Raw genomic sequence first — 19,098 nt, forward strand, 5'->3', positions numbered from 1 at the left:
ATACTCACTAAAAAAACAGCACCAAATATTAGCGCTGTTTTTTTTACTATACTATTAGAGTAGAGTAGAGTTAGATTATTTAATCATATTCTTATATTTTTCATAAAACTTTAATGATTCAACAATTTCTTTGTTGTTTTGTACTTTTGGATAAGTATGGTTTTTTTTAACCCATGAAGTTTCCCAGTCAGCCATACTATTATAAAAGGCATTGGCTCTAAACCCTTCTCTTCCATAAACCATATCTAACCCCTCGTCAGAATATTGTTCATTATTTTCAAGTTTATCACTTAAAAAATTAAAGAACATTTCCCAGCGAGGTGCATAATATAAACTGATTAAACCAGACCATTCTCGCCAAGCATAATCAAATATTTTCATTTCCTCATCTCCTCCCCAAAGCGTAAGCAATTGCAAAGCATTATATTCATATAAATCAGCCTCGGTTGAATTTTTTGCCCAAGATCGTGCCTTTGTAACCCATTGTTCTAAACTGTACTCCTTTCGAGTAGCAACTAGTTGATCGACATCTTCAAGCAATACTAAAAATGCTAAGCTGTTTCTCTCGAATGCAGACTTGTCTTTCGCTCTAAACGACTCAATAGTTCGTTTTTGATAATGCTGTGATAAATTCGACAATACTTGGCGGCCTATATCAACTACATCGAACCTATAACCATCCGACTCGCCAAGTAATTCGTTATCAGCAAGTAATAATTGCCATGCCAATAATAAATCGGCTTCCTCATAAGGAATTTCTAAGCCTTCATTAGGACCTGATTTCTTCACATCCAAAGCCGGTCTAGCTGCAATCATAGAACTTTTTTCGACACCGTCCGTACCTGCTTTGTATACCGTATTAAGCAATATTTTCCACGCTTTAGTAGCATTTACAGTCGATTTTCCATATCGACGTTTAGTATAGTCTTTCAACCAGTATTCGATCTCAATTGAATTGCCTTCAGTCAACATTTGCAGAGCCAAATCATAATAAACAGGATTTTGTCCAATACCTTCCATAAATAAACCAGAACCTACCGCATTTGGAGCGTCTTCTCGGATAGTCGTAAATTTATCTTGTGCAAGCAGTCTCAAATCACCATGTAAATTGATACGCCCACCAAAGTTATGCAATGAACCTACAATAAAAGGAAAACCCCAAAAGTTATCATTTTTGACACGATTTCGGCCATCTAAATCAAGAACAACCAAATCTTTTTTAGGAACCGCTGTTGCGATAGGCTCACGAATATCCCAAGCTTGCATTAACCAGACACTTTCCGGGTCATGTTGCTTGAATAATTGATGAATAGCAGCCCCGACATTACTTAGGTATTCGTCACCTTCTTTAGGAGGCTTTCCTTCATGGAAAGGATCAGCAGCAAATAAGTGATTGTCACCAAAAATATTTTTCTGTTGCGTTAAAAATATTTTGCCCATTTTTTGAAAAAGAGGATCAAGAGGGTCGAGCTGAGCGACTCCTTCAAAGCCAACCCAAGATTTTTGTTTAACAATTGCCGCCTCAGGAAATTTTTTTATCATTGCTCGTGGAACAAATCCTGAGAAACCTTGTTGAATAGGCATCATTCCTATGGCGCGTTGACGTTCAAGAATTTTCTGCCCCAGTAATTCATGACTGTCGATCCAACTTTTTGGTAAAGGTCCTGCATGTTTCTCTATATTCTGCATCCATTGCCATGCAAAAAAAGCCGGCCCAACTAAAAATTCTCTTGCTTCAGCATCATTAAAATTCATCTCTAACAACGTGTTGTACCAAACAGCTTCAATGCCTACTACAGATAACGGCATATTAATGCCATTCATCGCAAGAAAATCGATACAGCTTTGCCAATCCTGCCAATCCCACCACGGTGTAGAATAACTTAACGTTACATAATTGAAGAACACTCTATAATTCGCTTCTACAATTTTTGTAATTGGTCTCGAAACTTCCGGTAATTTTTGAGGTAAAGTAGTATTACTGCCATTCCAACTATAATGATAATTCACCTCGTTTTTGAGATAATGATGTAAAGCCATAGCAATGCTTACACCGCTATTACCTTGTAAAATAATTTTATTGTTTTTACCTTGTTTTACACTATAAATGTCCTTTGAGTTCTCTGTCTCAATAATTTTAGCTTCAAAAGTTTTTGCATGTATTTTACCAACAATACGTTCAATCAGATCGTTAGCCGCAACTAATTGCTCAGTTATTGGTACTTGTGAACGAATATTATACGAATTAAACTGCTGTTGCGGTTTCCCTTGCGCGTTAATAGGTGTGAGAATAACAGCAATTAAAACCGATATAACGTAAATAATCTGTTTCATCAGACTCTCCTGATTTGTTGTATATGGTTACGGATTAAATATTAATATTTAGAAATTATGCACTGAGCTTTAACCTTCCTGAATGGTCCAAAATTAATTAGTTTTATGCGGGGAACATTTTTATAGATACTCAACTTAAACACTCTATTTGTCTTTTCTATATACTTTGGTCCTTTGACAATTTATTCTTATTCCGTTTACTTTTACAAACCACCCATTAAGCATGGGTGAGGCCATGAATTTTTAACCAAACAGAACGATTGGATTGACGGTCTAAATTAGTTGTTATCATGCACTCTCTTTTTAGGACAATTAAGATGACAAACGCCTTTTCTAAACACCTCTGCTCTTTAGACGCTCCTAGACAATCAACTAAAATCAACTGTCCATTACCGTTTTTTTTAACGGTATTCGCTGTCATCACTGATGCTCAGGGTTGGGAAGGCATAGAGACTTTTGGTCGGGCTCATCTAGATTGGTAACAGAAAAAAGATCTATTTCAACAAAATCTAACTGTCCACAACACCATAGCGCGAGTGATCTCATCCTGCACCAAATACTGTCTCTTTTTATTAGGTTTAGTGATTTAATAAGTATTTTACTTAACAATCAAAAATGTAAGATTTTAGTGTATATATAACACCAATGTATAATGCATTTTATTTTTGTTAAATTAAATCAACATGCTCTTAATTTATTGTTTCTTTGCAATGTTTATTCAAATTAAAAATGCAAACAGTATGTAATACTAATTATGGTTTTCGTGTGCGTCTCATTCTTTGTTTGATATTAATTATTAATGTTAGTTATTGGTGTTAGTTATGTGTATATTTATCTTGTTGTATTATTCTATATTAAATTAATGTTTACGAGGTTTATTTTTACAACAAAAGTAATATAATCCAAAAAACACAGGCTCAAATCAAACATTGAGTTGATGCTCTGCAATGATGCCGTCGAGTAATGTTTACCTCGTTTCTAGCGTCACCGATATGCGCAAATCTATTGATGGCTTATCGCTGACTATAGCCGAAACATTGAATATGTATTCGCTCATTGAGCACTTACGTTGGAAGTGAGATTTAGCCCACTTTTCGATATCAAATAGATAGGCAATAGTTTCCGTCGTGGCAAGGGCAAGCTTGTTAGATTCTATATAAGCTAAATTTTGTGAGTCGATCTCGTGGGTATTGCCTAATTCAATAATGTCGAACTGATAATTAGGAATATTGAGATCGTATACTGGATAACGATAAACCACCATCGGCACCTTAGCCACCAGACCTTTAAGGAACTGATTACCCCACCCCTCATGCAAGCTTGGACAAGTAATAAGTGACCGACCCAATCGCTAATAAAGAGAAGTTAGGCACCTTTACTTTGCGCTTTATCTTTCAAAAGACGGCGATAACGCTCTTCTTCACACATACCCGAAAAGACGAATATTAGCCGACCCCGCTGGCAAAAAATTCTCCGTTATAACGTGTTTTTCCTTCCAAATGTGTCCGTTGATGTGATATTTGGTTTATCAAGTCAATCCCGAGTTCAATCCCTTTTCGAGCAACCACACGCGTCGCTTGCAACAACATCACGTCATTCGGGTGTATACCAAACCGGTTTCTCAAGTCTTGATTGTATTCATCAATTTTCCAATCACTGTGATGGCAATCAAACACATTGAGCACAGCCGTTGCGTCAATGCTTCTTCTTTGTTTAATCTGATCCTAAGCAATCCTATTGATTACGAAATGTTCAACCAAGCATAACCAAAGTGATTAATAAGCTCGCCGAGTTTACCTTAATTGACACCACAAAAGACGACCATGACGGCCGAAAAAAATGGGTGAATATCAATGGCAAAAAACCTAGCACATAAAGAATCACTTCACGATGCTAGGTTTTATATTGTCATTCTATTTGCCTTTAATAGGCTTGTAGTATTTTTACTATTTCAGACTCATCATTCGCAGCAATGATACGATCAATATCATCATCGTTTTGAAACAGGTTAGACAATGCCATAATCGTATGGATATGACTGTCAGAATCCATTGCCGCTAAAGTAATCGCAAGATAAACGTCGCCGTTATCACTCGACTCCAAATCTACGCCATTTTTAAACACAGTAACTTGTAAGGCCGCTTTATTTACCCCGTCCTCTGGGCGAGCATGAGGCATGGCTATCTTTGGTGCTAAAACATAATACGCACCAATCTCTTTGTGTTTAACTTTAATAGCGTCTAAGTAGCTCGCTTCAATATCCCCTCTTGCGAGTAATACTGAGCACGTCAACGTTAACGCAGAATCCACCGACAGGTTCTTTTCTGAAGTGACGACAATGCCGTCACGTCCAATTAAGTCGTATAGACTCATGAAACAATCCAACCAAGAATCAAACCAACTACACCAAAATCAAAATCAGCAAACGTTGTAGCTTCTAGCCCTAATCCACCAAGCACTGGTAGCAATAGCATTGGTAGGAATGAGATACATAGCCCTTGAGCAAAAGAACCCAAGATAGCGCCACGTAAACCACCGGTCGCATTACCATAAACACCTGAAGCACCACCAACGAAGAAGTGAGGAACGACACCTGCAACAATGATTGTCCAACCGAATAGACCTTGAATACCCATTGCAACAAGTCCTGCAGAAAACGAGCACAAAAAGCCAATTAATACAGCATTTGGTGCAACAGGGAATACCATAGGACAATCTAGTGCTGGTTTAGCACCCGGTACTAGGTTATCTGAAATACCTTTGAACGCCGGAACGATCTCGGCAATCAGCATTTTCACACCTTGAAGAACAATATATACACCACCAGCAAAAATCAGCGATTGCATCACAGTGAACACAACCCAGTTTTGTCCGCCAGATACCGTCGTGACAAAATCACCACCAGCAAAAATAGACGCCAACATGAAAAATACTGACATGGTTGTCGCTACAGCAACAGGCGTATCACGCAAGAACATAAGGCTCTTAGGCATTTGGATATCTTCTGTTGTTTTAGAAGTGTCACCAAATTTGCTGCCTACATACCCTGCCACAATGTATGAGAGAGTCGAGAAGTGCCCAATTGCAAGCTGGTCTGTACCCATCACTTTTTCAGTATATTTCTGACCAAGTGCAGGCATAATAACCATCAAAGAACCAACCAGAATAGAACCAACGGCGATTAAAGCCGCGCCTGTCATCCCAGAAGTTGATAAGATTACCGCTACCAACATTGACATAAACATAGTGTGGTGGCCGGTTAAGAAAATGTATTTTAATGGAGTAACACGGGCCAATATAATATTAACAACGAAAGCAAAAAACATTATTAAAGCCATCTCGTAGCCAAACGCTTCTTGCGCCAAGGCCACAATCGCTTCGTTATTTGGAATAACGCCACTTACACCAAAAGCTTCTGTAAATACAACTGAAAAGTTATTTAGTGCACCTACCAATGCACCGGCACCAAAACCGAGGATTAAGAATCCCATTACGGTTTTAATTGTTCCTTTCAATACGGTTGATACGTCGGACTTTTGAGCAACAAGACCAACAAATGCAATTAAACCAACCATAATTGCCGGCTCTTTTAATAAGCCAAGCATAAATTCAAAAAAGTTTGCCATGATATTTTCCTACAAAAATGTTTTTAATTGTTGTTCGATAGATTCTTTATCAAATATATTTTTTAAACTAATTATATTTTTCTTTCCTGCTTCTTCTAATTGGTTTGCAATATCAGATGCTGCAACCCAAATATCTGCTTTACTAGAGGCCGCTGAAGACAAGTCTTCATGATCTACTTCAGCTTCAACACCAAGTTTTTTTACCACCTCTTTTACAGCCATCTCCATCATCAGAGATGTTCCTAAACCGTTTCCACATACAACCAAGATTTTTTTCATATTATTTTTGTCTCTCATTGGATTAAATAGAATATATATATTTTTTGTAAGGCCTTGAACGAAGCATACAAGAATGGCCACAAATCAAACAGGATCCTCATCACAAAGTCACAATGACCTTGTGAAATGGATCACATAAATGAAGTGTGCACAACCAAAATAGCGGAGTTTATCGATTACATCAAAAAGCTCCTAGTTAAAAAATAGAAGGGAAATATAAGAAAAAATCAGGAAGAAGAGTTAATAAAGACAACGTTAGTATAACATTTTACCTATTTACACGTAGATATACCCATATGTTTAATTATTTACCATAATCAGACAGTATTTTCTTAAATAAGCGGTTTACGTCTTTGGCTTTCTTATTTCGCTTGGTTAACTGTTTTAATGAAGTGGGCTTGTCTAAATCAACATTTTCTAGGTCGGCCTCACCTGCTTTATCTATCATACTTTGCACGGCAGGTAGCAACATGCGAATTTCTTCACTATTTTCATTCGCAAGAACAACAATATTTTCAGATTCAACTTTAGTGATGACAAGCAACCCATGCTTAACTGATTCGACCTTAATTCCAACCATTATTGATTCCGGTGGTACTGATCTATCGGGTACATTACCTCGTCTTAATTTAGTTGCGCTGATTGCTCGAATGTTACCTGTATTTTCAAACGTCACAATGACAGTGTGGCAATTATAATATTCCACTACTGTCACATATCCATGTTTATTTGTTTTAAATCTGGCTCCATTTTGCATATCTAGCGGAGCGTCCATCTTCTTCACTATTTTTCTCTCTTGCATCTTTATGCTTATCTACATGAATAATGTTTGAACCAATTAATTTACACCCTTTCGCAATTTTGGTAAAACGATTATTCAATAAGTATAGGCTTATACACTTCGAATGATAGTGAAACTAGGGACAAATCGTCCAATTTTCAAACAAACACTTCCTCCAAAAGTGCCTTTAACGCGGGGTATGAAAAATTCTGCTCACCAATGTCATAGTTATTTTTCATCCGCTGGCTACGCATTTCACTATCAAATAGATAGGCAACAGTTTCCGTCGTGGCGAGGGCAAGCTTGTTAGATTCTATATAAGCTAAACCTTGTGAGTCGATCTCGTGGGTATTGCCTAAATCAATAATGTCGAACTGATAATTAGCAATATCGAGATCGTATACTGGATAGCGATAAACCACCATCGGCACCTTAGCCACCAGACCTTCAAGAAACTGATTACCCCACCCCTCAAGCAAGCTTGGATAAGTAATAATATCGGCATGGCAATATACATCCCACAACGAATACACTTTTTGCCCTTCTCTTTCATCGCGTGAATGACCGACCCAATCGCTAATAAAAAGAAGTTCTACGCCTTTACTCTGCGCTTTATCTTTCAAAAGACGGCGATAACGCTCTTCTTCACACATACCCGCAAAGACTAAGATTAGCCGGCTCTGCTGGCAAAAAGTCTCTCCGTTATAAAGCGTTTTACCTTCCAAATGTGCCCGTTGATGTGATATTTGACTTATCACGTCAATCGCGAGTTCAATCCCCTTTCGAGCAACCACACGCGTCGCTTGCAAGAACATCACGTCATTCGGGCGTATACCAAATCGGCTTCTCAGGTCTTGATTGTATTCGTCAATTTTCCAATCACTGTTATGGAAATCAAACACATTAGGCACAACCGTGGCGTCAATGTCTCTTCTTTGTTTAATCTCGTCTTGAGCGATCCTATTGATTACGCAATGCTCAACTAGTGGGTGCTTCGGAGGAAAGTGTGACGCCAGTAATTTACCGATCCCATCGGACGTCGGATTGGAGTATTTTACCCTTTCCCAATGAAAATCATGGTGATGACAAATAACCCTCGTCTGCGTCTGCTCAATCGCCTTCATCAAACCTATCGCCGCAGGGAGATGATAACCCAGCGACCAGATATTATTTGGAACGACAACATCGATATTTCGTGTTCGAATGACCTCAATGATATTTTCTGCAATAACCGTCGCCCGAGTTTCAATGGCTTCAAGCAAATCATTTTCTGACTTAAAATCGGTTCTTTCTACATAAGCGTTATGAATAATTTTGTCGTTAAATGGTTCAAGATAATGGAGTTCAGGAATCAAGTTCGCTTCACAACTGCCCGAACTGCCGGCCAAATAAGAGACATTATGCCCCATTACCTCAAGCGCCCATTTCCATTTATCCATTTCTAAAGAAACCCCATCGGTTTCTCCCACTCGAAAGTGTGCTAACAGTATGTTCATCGAATATCCAATCTATGCGTCGGTAAGTAGGTGGTGAACCAATAGTGATTTTAGTAAGGCAAGGTTAGAGTCTGCATACTCATCTGCCAATCGTTAACCTCAAGATTAGTGATACACTTCACAATCACCAAAACCGGTTCCGGTGAATTCTCGAAATGTGATTTGGCGCAATAAACCATCAAACGAACTTGTACTAGACTATTAATAGGCAAGCATGACTAGCTTTATAAAACCAATGAGATTCGTTCTCATTATTTTTTCTAAAAATACAAAACCGGTTTTGTAAGGGCAAATGTCTTATACGTCCATGACTTAAAACCCAAAAATATTGTGGTATATCAAAAATGACAGTAGAAAACATCGCACTAAAAAATACGACCAAAGATTTGCAACAGATTCTTGCGGGTGTCTATTCTCCAGAACAACTTTCGCATCTTATTCCACAGCTAATCAGCATCGCATCTGGAGTCAAAAATTCAGAAGATAAGAAACGTTGGGTAGACCAGAACGACATCATGCTCATTACCTACGGTGACTCAATGGTTAAAGCGGGAGAAGCCCCACTTAAAACGCTACACCGTTTTCTCAATAACCATGCTAAAGACCTACTTTCTTCCGTGCACCTTTTACCTTGTTTTCCCTACACCTCGGATGACGGATTTTCCGTCATTGACTATTGGAAAATTAATCCAGACCTTGGCGATTGGACCGACGTTAAAGCACTATCCAACGACTATGAGTTGATGTTTGATGGCGTTATTAATCATATTTCGCAATCAAGCGATTGGTTTCAGGGCTACCTAAAAGGCGAAGAGCAGTATCGTGAGTTTTTTGTCGAAGCAAACCCTGACAGAGATTATAGTTCGGTTACTCGACCAAGAGCATTACCTTTGTTAACGGCTTTCGAGACAACTCATGGCACAAAACATGTCTGGACGACCTTCAGTGAAGATCAAATAGACCTCAATTTCCGATGCCCACAGGTTTTCCAAAAAATCGTTGAGTTAATGCTATTTTATGTCGAGCAAGGTGCGTCCTTTATTCGCCTAGACGCCATTGGTTTTATGTGGAAAGAACTTGATACACCTTGTCTACATCAACCACAGGTTCATGCTCTCATTCAGGCAATGCGTGCCATACTTGGCGCTGTCGCTCCACATTTAAAGCTCATTACCGAAACAAACGTACCGCATAAGGACAATATCAGTTATTTTGGCAATGGTCAGAATGAGGCGCACCTAGTCTATCAATTTCCTCTACCACCGCTCACGCTGCATACTATCCAAACCGGTAAAAGTGACCAAATTGTTGATTGGATGGCAAGCTTAGAGCCATGCTCTGACACCACCACATTCTTTAACTTCCTTGCATCACATGATGGTATTGGCGTTCGTCCAGTAGAAGGCATTCTCAATAAAGAGCAAGTCCAAAGATTGCTTAGAGGCGTTGAAAGCAACGGTGGACGCGTCTCTTACAAAGATAACGGCGATGGGACACAGAGCCCTTATGAGTTAAACATCAATTACTTCGATGCCGTTCGTGATAGTAATGCAGACGATCAAACCAACCTGAATCGCTTTATGGCCGCACAATCGATACTGCTTTCCATGGCGGGGGTTCCAGGTATCTATATTCACAGCCTATTGGGGTCGCAAAATGACATCGACGGTCTAGAATCTCTAGGATATAACCGAGCAATTAATCGCGAGAAACTGGACGCGGATACGGTCGTAAGTGAAATAAATGATCCTAAGACTAGGCGTCATCAAGTATTGAAGCGCTTTGAAAGCTTATTAGCTTTGCGCAAGAATGAACCCTCATTTATGCCGAATGCATCGCAGCGAGTAGTCAAAACTGACTCCCGTTTAATGACATTCGTACGTAATGAACAAATCGCGGTTGTTATCAACATTAGTGATGAAACCGTTGAACTAGAAACCTCTATTTTACTCACTCATTTAAATAGGGATTTGATTTCCGACCAACGAGTAGAAACAACCATAACGCTTGCCCCCTACCAAGTGATGTGGCTAAGCAACAACAAATAGAATGTCGACGTTATAAATACGACTTTAATAACTTAAGAACATCAAAAAGGACAGACCGATGAAACTCAAAACTCTAACCCTCGGACTCGCAGCAGCTGGATTGGCTCTTCCGAGTTTAGCGAATGCAACTACTGTTGAGTATTGGACAACGCAAACTCAATCAGACCGGATTCAGACCATCGAAATTATGGCGGATGTATTTGAAGCATTAAACCCAGGTATCGATGTAAAAATTGTTGCGGTTGATGAAAACGACATGCCAAAGCAGATTGCCGCTGCGGCCGCGTCTAACACGCTACCTGACATGATTGAAGTCGGATCTAACTTGTCTTTAGCTTTTGCCGAAGAAGGCATTGTTGACACCACTGCAAATACAGATGTTATCAACAGCATTGGTAAATCACGCTTCTATGATGGCGCACTTACTCTTGTCGAAAATCCTGACATCAATGAGTATGTCGCCGTTCCTTACCGAGGCTGGGTTCAAGGTATTTGGTACCGTGCCGACTGGTTTAAAGACGCTGGCCTTGCACCACCAACCACGTGGGAAGCGATTGAAAAAGCAGCCAAGCATTTCTACAAGCCAACAGAAAATCAATACGGTATTCTTATTGGTACCAAAGCAGATAGCTATGCCGAACAGTGTTACACCCAGTTTGCCCTTTCAAATGACGCTGGGCAGTTTAATAAAGATGGCGAACTCGTCTTTAACTCCAAAGCCCAAGCTGAGGTGCTCGATTTCTACAAAACACTTTCTCAGTATAATCCTCCAGGGCCACAGACATGGCGTGCACGTGACTACTATTTACAAGGAAAGTTAGCGATGTTTTTCTATTCGTCCTACATCCTTGACGATATTGCCCTTGCAGAAGCAGCTGCTGGCTCACTAAGCTCTGAGAACTTTAGTGACCTTAAAGGCGCGGCTTTTGACCCTAAACTCGCAAAAAACACGCGTTTAGCTACAACCATTACCAAGTCATCGCCTTCGTCATTCGGTACTTTAGTTGGATTCACCGTGATGAAAAATGACAACAAAGCAGAGGTAGACGCGACAAAATTGTTCATTGAATACATGAACGAGAAAGATCAGGTTGTCGCCTATTCACACATGGCGGTTGGTGGTCATCTACCCATGCTTCGTGATATTGCGGAAACAGACGAGTTCTTGAACGATCCAAAAGGTATTTTTGCTCAATACGGAAAAGAGTCGATTAAAGAGATAGTCGCGGGTTTTGACAACATCAAAAACTTCTCTGTTGTTGACGGTAAAACGTTCCCTAAGTCTGGTGAAATCTTTGCAAAACAGATCATCCCTCGTATGATTTATAGCGCAACAATCGAAAATAAAGACACACAAGCGTCTTTAGATTGGGCTGAAAAGCAGATGCAAGAAGTGGTTGCGAAGTAATCACCGTCAAATAGAGTGTGGGGTACATTGTCGCCCCACATTTATTGCAAGAAAAACGTCTCAAGGGAAACTCATGACTCCATTAGAAAGAGCTGAAGCAAGGTTTGGTTGGAAGCTAGTTGCGCCAACTATTGTTATTCTTAGCTTACTCATTCTTTACCCTCTAGTGTATAACATCTACCTGAGCTTTTTTGATGTTCAGCTAAATGGTGACAAAGCATTTGTCGGGTTAGAAAACTACACAAAACTTCTCTCAAATCCGGATTATTATTCGGCTATCGGTACCACCGGTTTGTATCTATTTGGTACCGTCGTTGGTACTACACTTCTCGGTTTAGCGATGGCCTTATTGCTACGTGAACCATTTAAAGGCCGGGGACTTGTGAATGCTGCAATTATGCTTCCTTACGTCGCACCAGTCATCTCTGTCGTCTTTGGTTGGCAGTTTTTGTTCGACCCTATTTCCGGGGTTATTAACTACTTAATGGTTGATGTGTTTAGTCTTTGGAGTGAGCGTACTAACCTTATTGGTGACCCTGATTCAGCCTTGTGGGTTGTGGTGATCTTTGACATCTGGAAACACGCTCCCATCGCGTGCATGTTAATTTTGTCCAAACTAATTTCAATTTCACGTGATCAATATGAAGCCGCTTCTATTGATGGATACGGGCCTATTGGCCGCTTCTTCCACGTCACGTTACCAGAGCTGCATTTTGTTCTTGCTACCGTGGTATTACTGCGCCTCATTTGGAACCTTAATCGTTTCGAGGATGTATACCTGTTAGCACCCAATGTGCAGACATTACCAATATTTACGTACTACCAAGCATTCACAGGCGTTATTGACCAAGGATTAGCGGCGGCAACCTCCGTCATTCAACTTGGTGTCCTGTGCGTATTCATCTGGTTCTATATCAAAAAAATCATGAAGTGGTAAATAATCATGCTAGGAAAACGGTCATTAAAAGGACGTCTTGGATTCGTCTTAGCAGTGGGACTATTAGTAAGCTTTAGTTTACTTCCCTTTGCCCAAATCCTTTCTACTTCTCTCAAGCACCAGTTTGATTGGGGTAATCCATCGCTTATCCCTCAAGTTATCAACCTTGAGGCCTATAAAGAGTTGCTCGGGTTAACCGAAACGAAAGAGGTCAAAATACCTGCTGCGATTCAAAAAATACTCGATAATCCAAAGCTTCCTCAAGCAAAAAAAGAGGCGATTGCAGCCAAATACACCGCTAACGACAATCTGTTTCCATTTGGAAAGTACATGTTGAATAGCGTGATGTTCTCAGTAGGTGCGGCAACGATTTCTCTTATCTTTGCTGTCATGGGGGCATATTCCATCAGCCGGCTCCGATTCAAAGGCAAGGTGGTCATACAACGCTCTGTCCTATTCGTGTATATGGTCGGTGGCGTGTTATTGATGGTGCCACTGTATCAAATGGCCATGAATATAGGGTTAGCGTCGTCTATGTGGGGAAGTGTATTTAGTCTTTTCCTCATCTATATTGTTCAGACACTACCCGTCGGCATGTATATGCTTGGTAACTATTTCCGTGGTATTCCGGTTGCGCTCGAAGAAGCCGCAATGATGGATGGTTGTTCCAGAACGGAAGCCATTATCAAAGTAGTATTACCGCTCTCTTTACCTATGTTAGCAACGGTCTTTATTTACTGTTTCATCATCGGTTGGAACGAGTACTTATTTGCATCAGTATTCCTAAAGCAATACCCAGAGTTCCATACTCTACCACTTGCTCTGCAAGAACTATTTGTATCGAAAAATGCAATTTGGGATCGGATCATGGCAGCATCAATGCTGACTCTTGCACCAATTGTAGTTTGTTTCTTATTTGCATCTCGCTTTATGAAAGGCGGAAATACTGAAGGCGGCGTTAAGGGTTAATCATGGCTTCTATAAAACTTAAAAATATCGTTAAGAACTACGACGAAACGAAAGTAGTGAAAGGCATAGACTTAGAGATCGAAGATGGCGAATTTGTTGTCCTCGTCGGCCCTTCTGGCTGTGGCAAATCAACAACATTGCGAATGATTGCAGGTTTAGAGCAAGCCACTTCAGGCGAAATTATTATTGGCGACAAAATCGTCAACGATGTCGAACCGCAACACCGAAATATTGCGATGGTCTTTCAAAACTATGCTCTATACCCGCATAAGTCAGTGAAAGAGAATATCGTTTTTGCCCTTCGACGACTAAAGGTTGACGAAGCAGAGATTCAACGTCGCCTTGTCGAGGTCTCTGAAATGCTGCAACTTGACGAGTTATTAGATCGCAAGCCCGCCGATTTATCTGGCGGACAACGTCAACGTGTCGCGATGGGTAGAGCCATTATTCGTGAGGCTGATGTATTTCTGTTTGACGAACCGCTTTCAAACCTAGATGCAAAGCTTCGTGGACATATGCGTACAGAGATTGGCAAGATCCATAACAAATTTGGGCGTACGAGCGTTTATGTTACTCACGACCAAGTAGAAGCCATGACGCTGGCAGACAAAGTGGTGGTCCTTCATGACGGTCATATCGCTCAAGCTGGCACGCCGATGGAGATCTACCTCAATCCTGTGAATATATTTGTGGCCCAATTTATTGGCTCACCTTCCATGAATATTATGCAAGGTAAACTGTATAACGACGCCTTACATATTGGTGGCTATGACCTCCCACGTGAGAAACTATCGAGCGTTGCATACAAAGAAGATATTCCAGAACAAGGATTAGATGTAAAAGTAGGTATACGCCCAGACTTCTTTAATGACAAAAGCTTCTTTGGCGAAAGCGAAGAGAACTTCACGTTCAATCAAGTAACCATCGATCTCATTGAACCAATGGGTTTCGATAAAGAGGTTCTATTCACACTGGGTGACGGGCCGATAAAAGCGCGACTCGATCTGCGGTCAGAATTAGTGCGGGGCGAAAAAATGGACCTCATTGTCGACCTTTCCCGTGTGTTAGTTTTTGACAAAGATACCGAGCAACGTCTCTGATCTCTTTACTTACTTATAAGCTGGTTACTCACCTATAACCTATGCTCCCTCCCCCCTTTGCTAACAAAGGGGGTTTACAGGATTAACCCATGTCATTATTAACCGACATCTGTGAACGACTAAACACCACGAATACGTTTTCGATACATCACGCTAAAGACCTGTCAAGTCAGCTATGTCACGCTTGGTTTATCGCGCAATCTCCCCAGCATAAAGCGTTCATTCATGCTGCATCATTGATAGAGCAAAACAGCGGTCACCCGGTTATTCAGTTTGCTCAGCGATGTTTACCGATAGTCGAACAAGAATTAATCGGTATTTCTATATCCGATAGAACCCACCCTTTTTGGGCGATGTTCAGTCCAGAAGCGATCGATTGTGAAACAAAGCCCGCCGCCGTACGAAATAGAATTCAAACAGCACGCACTCTCAATGAGATTCAAAAACCGCACAACCTTTTCACCAATGTCGCCGAACAACTATTGGTCACAAGCAACATCTTGCTGACGATTCCTCTAGAAAATGATGATATTCAACATATCGATTTGGGTAAAGCATTCCATCAAACCGTTCAGCTAGCCCAACAAGAACAGCAGCAATATTGGTACGACCATCCAATACCTATCGGCATTCACGCCGACGAGAATGAGATCCTTTACGGCCTAAAACACTTGGATAGCGCATTATCGGTCGAAATCGAGCGCGGCAATATGACAGAAGAACAAAAACTAACGGTTGTGTTGTCTTGCTCCGTGACTCACCCTTCTTTAGCAAACATCGCCAAAGAATACGTAGAATACGAGATTCGAACGCACCTTAAATTGAAGCACATTCAGGTGGCATTATTTAGCGAGTGTGAATGCCAAAATGTATTGGCTACTGCCTTCCCATGCGCATCGACTGAACTAAAAGATGTCTTTGGCGTAAACGGAGCATACGGCCGACATTATACATTTCTGAAAGCCATTGCTCCCCTCTGGCAACGGACCATCAACCCACAACTTCACGCCACCTTTAAGATAGATTTGGACCAAGTATTTGACCAAGCAATGCTCATCGAGGAAACAGGCCTATCCGCATTTGAGCTTATGATTCAATCAAACTGGGGAGCCGATGGCGTAGACGCTGAAGGCAATTCAGTACACCTTGGCATGCTAGCGGGTGGATTAGTCAATGAGTCCGATGCTCACAAAGGCTTATTTACTGCGGATGTTAAGGCACCGGATGGCAGTGACTACGCTATTTTTGAACAGTTATTCTGTTCCCGCTGGCCACAAGCCATCTCAACAGAAGAAGAGATCCTGAGTAAGCGACATGATATTCAGCGTGTACATGTCACAGGGGGAACAAACGGTATTTCCATTAAAGCGCTTTACAAATACCGTCCTTTTACCCCAACATTTATTCATCGTGCTGAAGACCAAGCCTTCATCCTGTCGGTCTTAGCGAATCCGATTGACGGCCAATATTTGGCTTATAGCCATCGACCGGGTCTCATCATGCGACACGACAAGGATGCCTTTGCTGGAAGAGCAATGCAGGTCGCAGAAGCGGGAAAGGCGTTAGGCGATATTGAACGAATCTTGCTATTTAGCACCTACGCAAACTGTCATTCGATTGATTTGACGGCCATCAAAGAGAAGCTTTACCCGTTTACGGGTACGTTTGTTTCGCAAACACCAGTAACACTTGCCTTGATACGATTTATGCTTGAAGGCAGTGTTAAATGTTCAGATTATCTTGATAGTGGCGCATTACGGCTTACTCAGTGTTTAGATTATTGTGAAAATTCATTATCATCACAGGTTGAGGCTAACCTCAAGGGTTGGAACGAATACTACGACAGCTTATTGGAAACGCAGGTTTCCATTGAAGCACACAATGTATTGTCTAACTGTTTATTAAATCTAGGGTAACTTATGTCCATTAAGAAACTTGCTGAGCATCTAGGCATATCCAAATCAACGGTCTCTAGAGCGTTGAATGGATACTCAGATGTAAATTCAGACACTCGAGAAAAGGTATTACGAGCGGCTCAAGAGATTGGGTATAAAGCAAACCCTACAGCTAAACGGTTAGCCTCAGGTAAATCACGAAATGTCGGCATTATACTACCGGCAAGTTCTAGAATGTTTGTCTCTCCTGCTTTCTCTAAGGTATTAGCAGGCGCGGCTGCATTCTTAGCCAAGCATGAATACCAGTTAATCGTGACAACCATTTCGGAATGGCAAGACGAGCAACAGGTTTATCTGGATTTTATAACCAGTGGTCTGGTTGATGGATTATTCATTGTTCGTACTCGCAGCAATGACGACCGCATCGCGATGCTGCAAAAACGTCAGTTCCCTTACGTTTGCCACGGCTTTGATACCGGTTTTCCTACCGACAGTTTTGTGGACGTCGATAACCGACACGCCTTTTATGAGTTAACCAAGCGTCAAATAGCATTAGGCCACACACGTATAGCTTTCCTTGATGCGCCGATAGAATTGACGCTATCTAAAGCCCGTCAGCAGGGCTACTTACAAGCTATGCAGGAAGCCAAATTGCCAACCGATAATCGCTGGCTATTAAATGGCGACCTCAACGAAGGGGCGGCCATGAAAATGACCAAAGAGGTGATGTCATTAGCCAAACGTCCTACCTCAATTTTATGTGCAGACGACACAATGGCACTCGGCACAATCGCCGCCTGCGAAGAATTAGGTTATCGACCTGGCGAAGACGTCGCCATTGCTGGCTACGGCGATTACGAACACAGCCGTTATGCTAAACCATCAATTACGTCTCTAAAATACGAGACTCACGGTGTCGGTGAAGCAATGGCGAAACTCATGCTTAACAAACTAGAAAAACGAACATTCGAGGTTCAAAACTGGTATCAAGCTGAGATTGTCGCACGACAATCCGATGCCCAAGTAAATACAGAATACGTGGACATTAAGTAGCGCGAAATTAGTTATCGCCTCTGCACTTAAATATCCGCCAACGAATAATGGTTTCTTGCGAATGAAGAGTATTGAAAATGGAGAGTCTTCAAGATAAAGCACGCTAATGCTGTTCACTTAAAAGATCAAACGCCGTCGTCCTCACGAAAGTGAGGGTCTAAAACCACACAGATTCCGTTTACACGGGAATGACGATGGCTACTTTCTCTTAAATGATTGGCATTATCGCATCGCGCTCTCTCTTTTTTAACACACTAAAAGCATAGCGCTATGATGAGGCCCGACGTGATACAGGCAACACCAACGCCTCGGGTTAAGTACCATTTTTCCTTCAAAAAATAGATCCCCATCCCTAAACCAAAAACGATACTTATCTGGCGAAGCGCCACAACATAGCTAACGTTATCAGTCATCGTCATAGCAAAAAGTACCAAACCATAGGTTGAAGACATCATTATCCCAGCAACAGCACTGCGTTTTCTGATCGACCAAGCGGTCAGAAATTCCTGCTTATTGTTGGATAAAAGTAACCAGAGACATAACGACGCGCAGATCGCCCAATACTGGATCCCTAAATAGAACACCGCTGAATAATACGAAGGGGCCTGAATTGACACCAAAATATCGAGATGTAAGAGCGCCTCTTTGTCGATGATCGAGTAACCTGTCGTCCCTATCGCGGCAAATAACGCCCAAAATACGCCAAAGTTGAGATACGCCTTTAGTTTCAGCTCACCAAACTGAGACAGTGGCACAAACAGACAACCAGCGGTAATTAGAATGAAACCAAACCATTCATTGTAAGACAATGAATACCCCATCAGTACCGTTCCAAATCCCACCATCAAAACAGGCAACGCCCGCGCAATAGGATAAATAACACAGATATCCGCTTGTCTGTAAGCATTGGCGAGCCCGAGCAGATAAATCATTTGAAAAACACCGCTACTGATAAGCAATAACCAGAAATTATTCTCCAATGCGTCGATGCCAACGGTAACAACAAACCAGATTAAATAAGGCGTCAAAATAAGCGCAGCCGTCACACTTGAGGCTAAGAAAAATGCCATTCTGGAATGGCTATTAGACTTACCTAAAACGTTCCAACCCGCATGCATAATTGCAGACACAATAACGATGATACTTGGCCAGAAAGCCATAAAAAAATTCCA

The 19,098-nt window shown here is 41.2% G+C and carries 15 protein-coding genes and 1 pseudogene; 8 read left to right on the forward strand and 8 right to left on the reverse strand.

The features are described from left to right. Nucleotides 1-75: 75 nt before the first annotated feature. On the reverse strand, nt 76-2,334 hold the full coding sequence (locus L3V77_RS10005; protein ID WP_275134017.1) for an alpha-N-acetylglucosaminidase: 2,259 nt from the start codon (nt 2,332-2,334) through the stop codon (nt 76-78). Between the two features lie 317 nt (nt 2,335-2,651). Here L3V77_RS10005 and L3V77_RS10010 point away from each other — a divergent pair. Next, a pseudogene (locus L3V77_RS10010) lies at nt 2,652-2,879 on the forward strand (transposase family protein); the annotation flags it as partial. 422 nt (nt 2,880-3,301) lie between these two features. Here L3V77_RS10010 and L3V77_RS10015 read toward each other — a convergent pair. From L3V77_RS10015 to L3V77_RS10040, 6 genes are all read right to left on the reverse strand, one after another. Beyond that, nucleotides 3,302-3,598 carry a hypothetical protein gene (locus tag L3V77_RS10015; protein ID WP_275134018.1) on the reverse strand — a complete coding sequence of 99 codons (297 nt, stop codon included), beginning with the start codon at nt 3,596-3,598 and terminating at the stop codon, nt 3,302-3,304. A 659-nt stretch (nt 3,599-4,257) separates the two neighbouring features. Beyond that, nucleotides 4,258-4,707 carry a PTS sugar transporter subunit IIA gene (locus L3V77_RS10020; RefSeq protein WP_275134019.1) on the reverse strand — a complete coding sequence of 150 codons (450 nt, stop codon included), beginning with the start codon at nt 4,705-4,707 and terminating at the stop codon, nt 4,258-4,260. After that, nucleotides 4,704-5,960, reverse strand: coding sequence for a PTS ascorbate transporter subunit IIC (locus L3V77_RS10025; RefSeq protein ID WP_275134020.1), 1,257 nt, complete (start codon nt 5,958-5,960; stop codon nt 4,704-4,706). The genes L3V77_RS10020 and L3V77_RS10025 overlap by 4 nt, the downstream gene beginning before the upstream one ends. Nucleotides 5,961-5,969: 9 nt before the next feature. Further along, nucleotides 5,970-6,239, reverse strand: coding sequence for a PTS sugar transporter subunit IIB (locus tag L3V77_RS10030; RefSeq protein WP_275136743.1), 270 nt, complete (start codon nt 6,237-6,239; stop codon nt 5,970-5,972). A 304-nt stretch (nt 6,240-6,543) separates the two neighbouring features. Further along, entirely contained in the window at nt 6,544-7,014 is a 471-nt protein-coding gene (locus L3V77_RS10035) for a hypothetical protein (RefSeq protein ID WP_275136744.1), read from the reverse strand. 164 nt (nt 7,015-7,178) lie between these two features. Next, a complete protein-coding gene (locus tag L3V77_RS10040) occupies nt 7,179-8,516 on the reverse strand; it encodes a glycosyltransferase family 4 protein (protein ID WP_275134021.1) in 1,338 nt (445 codons plus the stop codon). 344 nt (nt 8,517-8,860) lie between these two features. Between L3V77_RS10040 and L3V77_RS10045 the strand changes: the two genes are divergently transcribed. The 7 genes from L3V77_RS10045 to L3V77_RS10075 all read left to right on the forward strand — a co-directional run bounded on the left by L3V77_RS10045 (nt 8,861) and on the right by L3V77_RS10075 (nt 17,926). Beyond that, entirely contained in the window at nt 8,861-10,564 is a 1,704-nt protein-coding gene (locus tag L3V77_RS10045) for an alpha-amylase family glycosyl hydrolase (protein WP_275134022.1), read from the forward strand. Nucleotides 10,565-10,622: 58 nt separating this feature from the next. After that, nucleotides 10,623-11,972: an extracellular solute-binding protein gene (locus L3V77_RS10050; RefSeq protein ID WP_275134023.1), complete on the forward strand. Its 1,350-nt coding sequence runs from the start codon at nt 10,623-10,625 to the stop codon at nt 11,970-11,972. Between the two features lie 73 nt (nt 11,973-12,045). Further along, complete coding sequence (locus L3V77_RS10055) at nt 12,046-12,909, forward strand: sugar ABC transporter permease (protein WP_275134024.1); 864 nt, start codon at nt 12,046-12,048, stop codon at nt 12,907-12,909. A gap of 6 nt (nt 12,910-12,915) precedes the next feature. After that, nucleotides 12,916-13,878: a carbohydrate ABC transporter permease gene (locus tag L3V77_RS10060; RefSeq protein ID WP_275134025.1), complete on the forward strand. Its 963-nt coding sequence runs from the start codon at nt 12,916-12,918 to the stop codon at nt 13,876-13,878. A 2-nt stretch (nt 13,879-13,880) separates the two neighbouring features. Next, nucleotides 13,881-14,978, forward strand: a complete 1,098-nt coding sequence (gene ugpC / locus L3V77_RS10065; protein WP_275134026.1) for a sn-glycerol-3-phosphate ABC transporter ATP-binding protein UgpC — start codon at nt 13,881-13,883, stop codon at nt 14,976-14,978. Nucleotides 14,979-15,067: 89 nt separating this feature from the next. After that, a complete protein-coding gene (locus L3V77_RS10070; protein WP_275134027.1) occupies nt 15,068-16,894 on the forward strand; it encodes a hypothetical protein in 1,827 nt (608 codons plus the stop codon). A 3-nt stretch (nt 16,895-16,897) separates the two neighbouring features. After that, nucleotides 16,898-17,926, forward strand: coding sequence for a LacI family DNA-binding transcriptional regulator (locus L3V77_RS10075; protein WP_275134028.1), 1,029 nt, complete (start codon nt 16,898-16,900; stop codon nt 17,924-17,926). Between the two features lie 254 nt (nt 17,927-18,180). Here L3V77_RS10075 and L3V77_RS10080 read toward each other — a convergent pair whose 3' ends face one another. Beyond that, nucleotides 18,181-19,086, reverse strand: coding sequence for a multidrug transporter (locus L3V77_RS10080; protein ID WP_275134029.1), 906 nt, complete (start codon nt 19,084-19,086; stop codon nt 18,181-18,183). Nucleotides 19,087-19,098 lie beyond the last annotated feature (12 nt).

Source organism: Vibrio sp. DW001 (genome assembly GCF_029016285.1).
GTDB lineage: Bacteria > Pseudomonadota > Gammaproteobacteria > Enterobacterales > Vibrionaceae > Vibrio.